4 protein-coding genes and 1 pseudogene are annotated in these 12,961 nt (G+C 59.0%); 4 read left to right on the top strand and 1 reads right to left on the bottom strand.

Features of this window, described 5'->3' with window-relative positions; translation table 11 throughout:
• Positions 1 to 258 precede the first annotated feature (258 nt).
• Positions 259 to 807, top strand: coding sequence for a cupin domain-containing protein (locus PGR6_RS16905; protein WP_008011722.1), 549 nt, complete (start codon positions 259 to 261; stop codon positions 805 to 807).
• Positions 808 to 893: 86 nt separating this feature from the next.
• Here the strand turns inward: PGR6_RS16905 and PGR6_RS16900 are convergent, their stop codons facing one another.
• Positions 894 to 2,651 carry a di-heme-cytochrome C peroxidase gene (locus tag PGR6_RS16900; RefSeq protein ID WP_064618482.1) on the bottom strand — a complete coding sequence of 586 codons (1,758 nt, stop codon included), beginning with the start codon at positions 2,649 to 2,651 and terminating at the stop codon, positions 894 to 896.
• A 451-nt stretch (positions 2,652 to 3,102) separates the two neighbouring features.
• On the opposite strand from PGR6_RS16900, the gene PGR6_RS16895 reads away from it, so the two are divergent.
• From PGR6_RS16895 to PGR6_RS30585, 3 genes and pseudogenes are all read left to right on the top strand, one after another.
• Complete coding sequence (locus PGR6_RS16895) at positions 3,103 to 4,809, top strand: ShlB/FhaC/HecB family hemolysin secretion/activation protein (RefSeq protein WP_064618480.1); 1,707 nt, start codon at positions 3,103 to 3,105, stop codon at positions 4,807 to 4,809.
• A 24-nt stretch (positions 4,810 to 4,833) separates the two neighbouring features.
• Complete coding sequence (locus tag PGR6_RS30590; RefSeq protein WP_064618478.1) at positions 4,834 to 7,689, top strand: two-partner secretion domain-containing protein; 2,856 nt, start codon at positions 4,834 to 4,836, stop codon at positions 7,687 to 7,689.
• A 48-nt stretch (positions 7,690 to 7,737) separates the two neighbouring features.
• Positions 7,738 to 12,780: pseudogene (locus PGR6_RS30585) on the top strand (DUF637 domain-containing protein); the annotation flags it as partial.
• Positions 12,781 to 12,961: the final 181 nt, after the last annotated feature.

Raw genomic sequence — 12,961 nt, 5'->3', positions numbered from 1 at the left:
TGATGCAATCCATGCGGGACAAATCTTCGTGGCGAGGGGGCAAGCCCCCTCGCCACAGTTTCTAAACCAGAACTGACTGACATCAGAAGCCGACAGCTTTTTTGCCAGCCGTTTATCGAACCTGCTGAGCAACACCCACAAACGTGATTTAATACCCGCCTTCCACGGTTCCGGGACGGGAAACGGCGTAATCCGCGGCCACCAGTCGCCCGCCACCCACCCCCATTACCCCTTAAGTAGTTCTCACATAAGGCTGTCATGGACACGGGCTCACGACTCAAATTAGTACGCGAAAGCTACAAACTGTCCCAGCGCGAGCTGGCCCGGCGTAGCGGCGTCACCAATGCCACCATCTCCCTGATCGAACAGAATCGCGTCAGTCCCTCCGTCAGCTCCCTCAAAAAACTGCTCGAAGGCATCCCCATGTCCTTGGCGGACTTCTTCACCTTCGACCAACCGCCACGCGAGCATCAGTACGTGTTTCGCGCCAATGAACAGCCGGATCTCGGGCGTCATGGGCTGCGGTTGTTGCTGATTGGCGCTTCGGTGCCGAGTCGGCAGATGCGGCTGTTGCGCGAGCAGTACGCGCCTGGGGCGAGTTCGGGGGAAGAGCCGATTGTGCACGCTGAAGGGGAGGAGTGTGGGCTGGTTACCCGTGGCACGGTTGAGTTGACGGTGGATGGGCAGATTAGTGTGTTGAATGCCGGGGATGGGTATTACTTCCCGACGACGTTGCCGCATCGGTTTCGCAATATTGGGGCGGATGAGGCAGAAATCATCAGCGCCAACACCCCGGCTAACTTCTGATACCTGAAGCAAACATTAAATCTGTAGCAGTCGATAGCAACCATCAATGGCCGCTATCGACTCAGAAAAGCACCTATGCGTTCACTTCAAAGTGACTTCAAGTAGTCGAGAAGCTGTGACCGTTGGATGTCATTGAGCTTGCCCACGCCATAGTCATGGCCTGCGTTGCTATTGCCCTCAAGCTTGGTGTCGAAAAGAAACCAGTTCTTGTCCGATTTCTCGGTCTTGAATCCAACTTTTTTGTCATCGAACTCATTGGTCCCTGTATAAAAAGTCGAGGGGCGCTGGTGGGGTGGCAGGAGAAGGTCGTTGAGGGTCGGTACAGAGCCGTTATGCAAATAGGGAGCGGTGGCCCAGATGCCGGTCAGGGGTCTTGCTTTATAGGCGAGAAGAGGAACGGTAGAGCTGGCACGGTAGCAGTTGTATAGCCGTAGCGCTTTCTCATCCAAACGACTGAACAGGGCACGGTCCTTGAAGCCAGGGACTTTTTGAGGTTTGGTATCTATACCAAGCAATCCATCGAAAGCCAGTTCGGCGACATCGCGTCCTTTACCCAGTAAAGTCTCCAGGACGGTCACACCCAGCATGTTGTAGAGCAGGTCATTTGACTTGATGGTTCCTGATTTATCGACTTTGGAATAACCCGTCAACACTCCCGCATCCGCTTTAAATTGATAGGCATTGCACGCCATCCAGGGATCCGTGCCAATGGTCGAGTCTTGTGGGCTCTGGGCATTGAAATTGTCATTCGCAGAGATTGGAATCATGACCGCTGTGATGGCCGTGGTGAGATCGTCTCTACCAATATGGGTATGGCAGCCGGAACAATTGTCCTTAAACAATTTGGCGCCAAGCGCAAGGTCGTTTGGCAACTGCCCAGGCCACCGCGGAGGCTTCAGGCTATAAAGAGAACGCTCTAGAACATCCAGATTTTTCACATTCACACTGGAGACAAACCCTGCCTTGGCCGCAGATTCTTTAACCGGTCGAACGTCGGCGAACACACCGATGGCCTCTCCAGCATTACGCCCCAGACCTCCAGCATCCAGGCCGCCGTCATTTTTAATCGAAGGGAGTTGGTCTTTACTGACCATTCCGTTCCATTGGAGGACGTTGTGTTGATGCGTATTCCAGAGAAATGGATAACTCACCGGCGCATCAGAGGGGTTAGGGGTAGGCGGTTTCGCTTGGGTGACTTGACTGATTTTGTTGAGAATGTGGCCCACGGCATCAAGGCGACCTGGGCCATATTGCAGATCTGTGGCATTCAGTGTCTCGTTTTGGGCATAAAACGCATTCAAGCTATCCAGGGATTTTTTCAACCGTTGGCGATTCCCTTTCGACAGATCATCACCCAGGACACTCTTTGCAAAGCGTTCAAATTTTTCAGGGTTGGAAGCCGTTTTGCTTAAGGCCTCTCTAAAATATTTAAAGAAATTTTGAAAGTCGGCGTTCGTTGGCCCGCCATTGATCACAAGATTCTGCTCTTCAAATTTGATCTGAGCCGTGTGACAAGCAGAACAGTTCATCCCCACCCACGGTTCTCTCGACCCTTGTCCAAAAAACCAGCGGAGTTTCGTGAAAGACAACTTGCTGTCGTGACTGTCATCCAAAACGAAACCCATCGGCAACGTAAAGTGCTTACCGTTATAAGACGGACGATAAGGCGTGTAACCGTAGGCGGAGATCGTTTTGTCACTCATGAACTTCTCCTCTGAACCAGGCTCTTCCAATGCAAGCGCCCAGGAGAGAGGGAGAATTCTCGATCCTTGTGAAAGTTCAAGCCAATTGGACTGGGTGGTGTCACTCCATCCCTGATCCAGAATGTCGGCAGCCTGAGCCATGGAATGAGCGCCGAAAAACAACAATGCAGCGCAGGCAAACGGGGGGGGCTTTTAACGTGTTCATCAGATTCCCTTCTATTTGTAATTCCTGTTGAGACCCATCACGTTGGTAGCCAATAGCTACCAGCCATGAGTGTAGCCACAAAAAATACGGCTCTTTAATTTTGTTCCATGCCCCGTACCCGGACAGAGCCCGGGTTGTTCATTACGTAAAAAAGACCTTGCCGTTTGGCACTCGGCTTTTTCTCTGCGGACTACAGCGCCTTGGTGTTGTGAGCATTTTTCTACACCACATCAGGAAACGTCCTGCGCTCTCATCGGAAGCGCCCGATTTAGCCATTACAAGTCATCCCTTAACCTCCTCGAATGAATCCATTCATTGACGTCAAAATAGTGGCCATCTAATATCGCGCCACTATTGTGCTATCAGTCTCCATTCGAGGGATCGAACATGTATCCACCCGCCCTCGTGGCGAGGTTGTGCCTGGCTTTGCTGTGCCTTTCTCCGCTGAATCTTGCTCACGCTGCCCCCACCCCCGGTGAAACCGATCTGATCCGCGAACGTCAGGACCGCTTGCTCGACGAGCAGCGTCGGCGTCTCGAGGAGCTCAAGGAATTACCCGGCAAGGCAGCCCAACCCGCACCACCGACGGCCCCGGCCGACGCCCGTTGTTTCCCCATCAAGGACATCGAACTCAAAGGCGCCGACAGTCTTTCGGACAGCGAGAAAAATCGCCTGCTCAAGCCTTACATCGGTCAGTGCCTGGGCGTCACGCAGCTCAACGAGTTGCTGAAAGTCATCACCGATCACTACATCGAAAAAGGCCTGGTCACCAGCCGTGCCTACTTGCCGCAGCAGGATTTGTCCGGCGGGCATCTGAAGGTGCTGGTGGTCGAGGGCCGGCTCGAAGGGTTGAAGGGCGCGGAGGGCAGCCAGCTGTCGGAGCGCGAACTGGGGATGGCTTTCCCCGGCAGGAGCGGGGAGCTGGTCAATCTGCGGGAAATCGAGCAGATGGTGGATCAGCTCAACCGCTTGCCGTCGAATCAGGCGCAGATGGAGTTGTCCCCGGGCAAGAACGTCGGTGGCAGCGAGGTGTTGGTCAAGAACACCCCGCAGAAGCCGTGGCGTGTCGGGTTGTCGCGCAGTAACGACGGCCAGCGCAGCACCGGCGAGCAGCAGTGGGGCACGACGTTTGACTGGGACAGCCCGCTGGGCCTGGCCGATCAGTTGATGCTGCGCGGCGGTCATGATGCGGTGAGCGATCACCTGCACACCTCCAACAACGCGCTGCTCAATTACAGCGTGCCGTGGGGCTGGTGGAACTTCAGTTACACCTACAGCCAGAGCGAGTACCGCTCGCAAGCCCAGGCCAACGGTTTCAATTTCAAGCAGACCGGCGACAGCGAAAACCATCAGTTGCGCGCCGAGCGGGTGATCCATCGCGACGCCCTGAGCAAGACCTCCCTCAGCACCGGCCTGTCGTACCTGCGCACCAACAACTTCATCGAAGACAGCAAGCTCAAGCTGAGCAGCAACCGCATCAGCGAAGCGCAGTTCGGCATCAACCACGGTCGGCGGGTCGGCAGTGCCTTCGTCAACCTCGACCTGGGCATGCAACAAGGCATCGGCGCGTTCGACGCCCAGGGTAACGGTGATCCGGGCCCCGGCGAGCCGAACGCGCGTTACCGCAAATACACCGCCACCGCGAGTTATCTGCAGCCGTTCAAGCTGTGGGGCGAGTCCTTCAGTTTCAGCAGCCTGATGACCGGCCAGCGTAGTGAAGACGTGCTGTTCAGCCCGCAGCGCACCAGCCTCGGAGGGCTGTCTTCGATCCGTGGTTACAAGGACCAGTCGTTGTCCGGTGACAGCGGCGGCTACTGGCGCAACGAACTGCGCTGGAGCCATCCGATCACTTTGGAATGGCTGCGCCCGGTGTTCGCCGAGTACGGCACCAGCCTCGGTTACGACCAGGGTGTGATCCGTGGCGACCGCTATAACGGCGATCAGCACGGGCGCCTGTCCAGCGATTCCGTGGAGTTGTTCGCCCGGGGTCAGCATGTGGCCGCCAGCGTGACTTTTGCCCATTCCCTGGAACGTCCGGACACCCTGACCGAGCGCGAAGCGCCGATCTATTTCCGCCTGGATTTCTTCCTCTAATTTCGCTGCATCGGGACCTTTCACATGGACGTTCGCCACTACGCTTTTCTCGCTCGCCAACCTTCTGCCGCCGTGAAAACCCGCGAGCACTTCCTGGGCATGCCCAAGCGCGGACTGGCGTTCCTGTTGGCCAACGTGATGTTTTGGCAACCGATGTGGGCGCAGGCCGATGGCATCGTCGTGGCTACACCGGGCACCAGCCTCGGTCAGGCGGGCAATGGCGTGCCGATCATCCAGATCGCCACCCCCAACGGCACCGGCCTGTCGCATAACCAGTTTCAGGATTACAACGTCGGCACCCAAGGCGTCATCCTCAACAACGTCGCCGCGCAGACCGGCGCGACGCAACTGGGCGGGATCATCGTCGGCAACCCCAACCTGACCAACCGGGCCGCGGCGCAAACCATCCTCAACGAAGTCGTCGGTGGCAGCCCGAGCCAGTTGCACGGTTACACCGAAGTGGCGGGGCAATCGGCGCGGGTCATCGTCGCCAACCCCTACGGCATCAGCTGCAACGGTTGCGGTTTCATCAACACGCCACGCGTGACGTTGACCACCGGCAAACCGGTGCTCGACAACGGTCGACTGGATCGCTTTCAGGTCGATCAGGGCAGCGTCACGATTGATGGCGTCGGGCTCAATGCCAACAACGTCGACAGCTTCGAAATCATCACCCGCAGCGCGAAGATCAACGCCGAGATTCAGGCGAAAAACCTGACCATCGTCGCCGGTCGCAACGACGTCAATGCCGACAACCTCAACGCCACCGCCCGCGCCGATGACGGCAGCGCCAAGCCGCAACTGGCCATCGACTCATCGGCCTTGGGCGGGATGTACGCCGGGGCGATCAAACTGGTCGGCACCGAAGCCGGGGTCGGGGTGAAACTCGACGGCAACCTGGCCGCCAGCGGTGGTGATATCCAGCTCGACGCCAATGGCCATCTCAGCCTGGCGCAGACTTCTGCTGCCGGTGCGGTGAATGTCAAAGCCGCCAGCCTTGATGCCCAAGGCCCGGTTTATGCCGGCACCTCCGTCAACGTACAAACCCAAGGCAACCTGACAAACCAGCAAACCCTTGCGGCGCGAGACAGCATCGTTCTGAGTGCCGGTGGTGTGCTGACCAACAACAGCATCATCGAAGCCGGGGTCAATGCTGACACCAGCCGTAACGCCACGGGTGATGTGAGCCTGAGCGCGCAGAATCTCAACAACAGCGGCAAAAGCGTGGTTGCCAGTCGCAATCTCACCGCGAATGCCGCGCAGACCCTGACTAACCAGGGCGGTACGCTGAGCGCCGGGCAAACCGCCAACATCACCGCCGGGACCCTGGATAACCAGAACAAAGGTCGGGTGTTGAGTAACGGCAGTCTCAATCTCGCGGCCAATCAGGTCCTCAATGGCAATGGTCTGATTACCAGTACCGGTAATCTCAACGCCACCCTTGGTTATCTGAACAATCGCGCTGGCGAACTCTCGAGCCTGGCCGCCGCGACGTTGCGCATGGCGACTCTGGATAACGTGGCAGGGCTGGTGAACGCCGGTCAGGCCTTGAGCATCACCGCCACGGCGACGGTGAATAATCAGGGCGGCAAACTCACCAGCCTCGACGCCCTGAGCCTCAATGCCGGCAAGGTCGATAACAGCAGCGGGGGCCGGATTGCCAGCAACAAAGCGCTGACCGCCAGTGTCGTCAGTCTCGATCAGCATGATGGTGGGCAGCTCACCAGCGCTACGTCGTTGGCGCTGGATCTGAATCACGGCGAGCTGAACAACCAGAACGGTTTGATTAACGCCCCGTTGCTGGTGCTAAAAAACCTCGCGCAAGTGGACAACCGCAACGGCGAAATTTCCAGTGCCCAAGCGTTCACGCTGGCGGCCGACAGCCTCGACAACAGCAACGGCAAACTGCTCGGCAACCAGGCCGTGACCCTGCGCGTGCAGCAGTCCCTGACCAACGTCAAAGGCGTGATCGCGGCGCAAAGCGTCGATGTACAGGCCGGAAGCCTGAACAACAACGAGGGCACCCTTACCAGCCGCACCAACCTCGATCTTCGGGTTACCGGCCAGCTCGATAACCAGGACAAGGGGCTGATCAACGCCACCCAAAACCTGAACATCAACGCGGCGAGTTTGAACAATCAGAACGGCGGCTCGTTGCTCGGCAGTGCCATTACCATCGACTTCAGCGGCGTCATGGGCGACCTGAACAACGCCAACGGCCTGATCACCACCACCGGTCAACTGAGCATCCGCAACCTGCGGGACTTGAACAACCGCAGCGGTGAACTCTCCAGCAGCCAAAGCTACACGCTGACGGGCCGCAACCTGGACAACAGCGACGGCAAACTCATCAGCCGTCAGCAACTGGACCTCACCGCCGATACCACCACTAACCTCCATGGACTGATTTCCGGTTGGCAAAACCTGAGCCTTCTAGGCGGCAGCCTCGACAACCGTAATGAGGGCACCTTGTCGAGCCGCGACGGTGACGTGCTGGTGGACCTCACCGGTGCCGTGCGTAACAGCAACGCAGGCGCTCTGGTCAGTAACGGCACGTTGAAGGTCACGGCGGCCAGCCTCGACAACAGCGACAACGGCATTCTTTCCAGTGCCGGTGCGCAAACTTTCGTCATTGCCGGAACACTGAATAACGCCCAGGGTGGTTTGATCGACAGCGGCGCCGCTCTGGATATCCAGGCCCAAACCCTCAGCAACGCCAATGCAACCATCAATGCCCAGCAGGACATCAGCTTCACCGGTACCGATCTGAACAACAGCGCCGGTACCTTCGCGGGCAAGGGCGCGATCACCCTCGATTTGCTCGGCACCCTGACCAATACCAGCGGCAAACTGGCGAGCAACGGCCCGCTGGTGATTTAGCGCGCGCAGCAGGTCGACAACCAGGGCGGCCAGCTTGCAAGCCAGGCTTTGCTGAGCCTGTTGACCGGTGGCCTCGATAACCGCAATGGCGGCACTGTCGCGGCCAGTGAATTGTTGACGATCACGGCCAGTGGCGTCGTACAGAACAGCGCCAACGGTCAGATCTTCAGCAGCAACGCCGGCCTGACACTCAACGCCGCCAGCATCGACAACGCCAAGGGCACCCTGCAAAGCCAGGGCGACCTGACGGTGAAAACCGGCGGCGCCATCGATAACCAGAGCGGGCGCATCGTTGCCAAGGGCGGCAACCTCGACATCACCGCCGCCAGCCTCGACAGCCGTGGCGGTGTGCTCTCCAGCCTGCAAGGCGCCTTCAGCAGCCATATCTCTGGCGTACTGCGCAACGGCTATGACCTGAACAATAACCGTCAGGGCGGGGTCATTCAGGCCCAGAGCCTGAACCTCAAGGCACTGGCCGGCCTCGACAACTATGGCGGGCGTATCACCGCGCAAACCGGTGACGCCATCGTCGACACCGGCACCAACGGCAACTTCGACAACCGCAATGGCGGCCTCTACGCCAAGGGTCGGGTCAGCGTCACCGGCAATAACTTCGACAACAGCGGCGACAACGACGGGCAGATCGGCGGGCAACAGATCGACCTGAGCCTGCGCGGTGCATTGAACAACCGCCTGGGCATCATCGAAAGTGAAAGCACGCTGACCATCACCGCCGCCAGCCTCGACAACCAGACCGGTCAACTTCGCGCACTGGGCGACAATGGTAAAACCGCGTTCGCCATCGGGGGCCTGTTCGACAACCGCAATGGCACCGTGGAATCCGCCAACACCAACCTGACCCTCACTGCCGGTAGTTTGCTGAACGTCAGCGGCAACGTGCTGCACGTCGGTACCGGTATTTTCGATATCGCGACGGGTCAAATCGGCAGCGCCGGCGGCACCTTCGTCACCCGTGGCAGCCTGACGCTCAACGCCGACAGCTGGACCAACAGCAGCGTGATCCAGGCCGATCGCCTGACCGTCAACGTCAACAGCCTCAATCAGACATCCGGCGGCCAATTGTTGGCGGTCAGCCAATTGACCGGCAACGGCGGCAATTGGAATAACGATGGCTTGATCGCCAGCGATGGCAAACTCAATCTGACCCTCTGGGGCAACTACAGCGGCAATGGTCGCACCAGCAGCCTCGGTGATCTGACACTCAAAGCCAATCAACTGACCCTCAACGCGACGACCAGCATCGCCGGTGGTGGCAACACCACGGTTAACATCAATGGCGAGTTGAACAACCAAGGCCGTTTGACCTCCAGCGGCGACCTGATCATCAGCGCCGCCAACCTTAACAACTACGGCACGATCGGTTCCGGTAAAGACCTGACCCTCACCACCGGCGCACTGCTCAACAGCCGCGGCCTGATTTCCAGCGGCGGCGATATGCGTCTGCTGCTGTCCAGCTTCACCAACGCCTATGGCCAGGTCTATGGCCTGAGCAACGTGCACATTGGCCGGGACCGCGACAGCGGCAAGGCCGACTTGCTGGACAACCGTTCCGGCGATATCTACAGCGCGCAGGACCTGACCATCAATGCCCTGACGGTAAACAACGTACGGGACATTCTGGAATACACCGCGCATGAGAAAAGTTCGGTGGTGATCACTGAGCTGGACTGCAACCTGATCCCGATTGCGGGGTGCGACTTCCGCAGCGGTTCGCGTCGTAACGGCCATTGGGAGATTGCCGAGACCGACCGCCTGAAGGTCTCTGACAGCAGCGAGGCCGCGAGTCTGACCAGCGGCGGCGACATGACGATCAACGCTCAGGTGTTGAACAACACCAGCAGCACCATTGCGTCCACAGGCAACATCACTGTCACTGCCGACACGATCAATAACACCGGCCTGCAAGAGCAGGACATCATCACCAAGCGCACATTCTGGAACTACGTCGACCAAATCTTCGCCACGGTGCCCGCGGCGGCGGCTTTCAACGATAAAAACAGTCCGACACCCTCGGCCACTGTCGAGTCGGATCTGAGCTATTTCATCAGCCTGCTGGGCGGCGGCATGCTGACCGAAAGCACCACCACGGTAGCGGGCTCCGGCAGTTCCTATGATGCGGTGATCCAGGCCGGCGGCAACATTTCACTCAACGCGACGCAAACCATCGACAACAGTGTGGTGCGTCCTTATTACAGCTACGTCGCCGGTGGAAAGACCAACACTGACACGGGGGCCGGCAACGGCTACTCCACGCCGGTAACTATCAACGCGCAACTGTCGCCGGATCTGGCCCAGCAACAAGTCAACCCGCTCACGCTTCCCGGCTTCAACCTGCCCACCAGCCAGAACGGTCTGTTCCGTCTGAGCCAGGAAGGCAGCAGCGCCCCGACCTCGACCGGCCCGCAGAGCTGGACGCTTAGCGGCGGCAAAGTCACCGCCGGTGCATCGTCTACGCCGGTCACCCTCAACCGTGTCCAAGGTCTGCCAAGCAACGCCGGCAAATCCCAGCCGCACAAATACCTGATCGAAACCAACCCGGTACTCACCGACCTCAAGCAATTCATGAGTTCGGACTACCTGCTGTCCGGCCTGGGCTACAACCCCGACCAGAGCGCCAAGCGCCTGGGCGACGGCCTCTACGAGCAGAAACTGATCCAGCAAGCCGTGGTCGCCCGCACCGGCCAGCGCTTCATCGACGGCCAGACCTCGGACGAGGCGGTTTTCAAGTACCTGATGAACAACGCCATCGCCAGCAAGGATGCGTTGAACCTCAGCCTCGGCGTCACCCTCACCGCACAGCAAGTCGCGGCCCTGACCCACGACATCGTCTGGCTCGAAGAACACGAAGTGAACGGCGAAAAAGTCCTGGTGCCGGTGCTGTACCTGGCCAACGCCAACAACCGCCTCGCCGCCAACGGCGCGTTGATCCAGGGCAGCGACGTGACCCTGATCGCGGGCAAAGACCTGAACAACGCCGGCACCCTGCGCGCCAGCCAGAACCTGGAGGCGACGGCCAAAAAAGACCTGGTCAGCAGCGGGTTGGTGGAGGCGGGAGAGCGGTTGGACTTGCTCGCCACCAATAATTTGACCAACAAGGCGGGGGGGATCATTGCCGGGCGGGACGTGACGCTCAAGGCCACGAACGGCGACGTCGTCAACGAACGCACGGTGACCTCCCACGACAGCAGCGTCGGCGACTACAGCCATGCGCGCGACTTCGTGGACAGCGCCGCCCGCATCGAGGCCGCCAACAAACTGGTGATCAACGCCGGGCGCGACGTTCTCAACACCGGCGGTGTGTTGAAAAGCGGTGGCGACATGACCATCGATGCCAAGCGCGACGTCAGTATCACCGCCGTGGAAGAGCGCCACTCCGACAGCCGTACCGACTTCCTCGACTCAACCCTCACCCAACACGGCGCCAGCATCAGTGCCGGCGGGGACCTGACAGTCAATGCCGGCGGCGACGTGACCGTGGTGGCGAGCAAGCTCGACGCCAAAGGCGACGTGACGATGGACGCCAAGGGCGACCTGCTGTTCGCCACCGCCGCCGACGAACAACACAGCTACTTCAAGGACAAAAAGGAAACCCGCCAGGAAGACCACGTCAGCCAGATCGGCACCTCACTGGATGCGGGCGGCAAACTGACCCTCAAGTCCGGCAAGGACATGACGCTGGTTGCCAGCGACATCAGCGCCGGCAAAGAAGCCTACCTGCATGCTGACGGCGACCTGCAACTGCTGGCTGCACAGGACCGCGACTACACACTGTACGACATGAAAAAAAGCGGCAGCTGGGGCAGTAAAAAGACCCAGCACGATGAAGTGACGCAGATCACCCACATCGGTACGCAGATCAAGTCCGGTGGTGACCTGACGCTGTCCAGTGGTGGAGATCAGCGCTATCAGGTGGCGAAGCTGGAGAGTGGCAAGGACATCACGCTGGACAGTGGTGGCAGCATCACTTTCGAAGCGGTGAAGGACTCTCACCAGGAGAGCCACAACAAGAGCAGCAACAGCTGGGCGTGGACCAGCATGGAGAACAAAGGCCAGGTTGATGAAACGCTGCGGCAAAGCCAGCTGGTCGCTAAAGGCCAGACGCTCATCAAAGCGGTTGATGGGTTACACATCGATATCAAAGACATCAACCAACAAAGCGTGAGCCAGGCGATCGATGCCATGGTGCAAGCTGACCCGAGCATGGCCTGGCTCAAGGACGTAGAAGCGCGGGGCGATGTGGATTGGCGTCGGGTTAAAGAGCTGCATGACAGCTGGGATGAAAGCCATTCCGGGCTGGGTGGCCCGGCGATGATCATTATCGTCATCCTCGTCACCTACTTCACGGCTGGTGCAGCCTCCGGTTTCGTGGCTTCTGCCGCAAACGCAGGGGCAGGCAGCGCATTTGCAGCCGGTGCTGCAGCGACCGCAACGTCGCAAGCGGTCGCCGCTGGTTGGGCGAACGCCGCTCTCACCGCGATGATGACCTCCGCAGCCAGTACGGCTGCGGTCAGTACCATCAACAATAAAGGCAATCTTGGCGCCGCCATTAAAGAAACTTTCAGCGCCGAAAGCATGAAAAACTACATCGTTTCCGGCGCCGTGGCGGGTCTTGCCACCGGTCTGTTCAACGATTGGGCCAGCACCACCACAGAATCAGGTACCGCGTTGACTGATTCCACCAACGGGGCTTTGGCTAATACGGGCAAGGTCGTAGTTTCCAATCCAGGTGGACTGAGTAGTCTGGGAGGTATCGCCCAATTCACCGCGAACCAGGCGCTGCAAAACAGCACCTCTGCGCTGCTCAATAAAGCACTGGGTCGCGACGGCAGCCTTGGTGATGCCTTGCAAAGCAGTCTGGTGAATGCGTTTGCTGCCTATGGCTTCAACCTCGTGGGTGATATCAGCGTAGAGAACAACCTGCCAAACGGAGGACTCGCCAAAATCGGCTTGCACGCGGTGATGGGTGGCTTGGCCTCGCTCGTTGCGGGCGGAGACTTTAAAACGGGTGCCTTGGCGGCCGGCGTCAACGAAGCCCTGGTCGACGATTTGGCCTCGGTCTATGCCGGGATGCCGAAAGCGGATAGGGATCGACTGTTGGCCATGAACTCGCAGCTGATCGGCGTGCTGGCGACAGCTGTTCAAGACCCTGATGCCGATACCGACAAGCTGCAAACGGGAGCATGGGTCGCGCAGAACGGGACGTTATACAACCGACAGTTGCATCCCGATGAAATTGAGTTCGCTAGCGACG

The sequence above is a fragment of the Pseudomonas sp. GR 6-02 genome, assembly GCF_001655615.1.
Classification (GTDB): Bacteria; Pseudomonadota; Gammaproteobacteria; order Pseudomonadales; family Pseudomonadaceae; genus Aquipseudomonas.
Note: the sequence above shows the minus strand (reverse complement) of the source record. Positions and strands in the feature narration are given on the sequence as shown.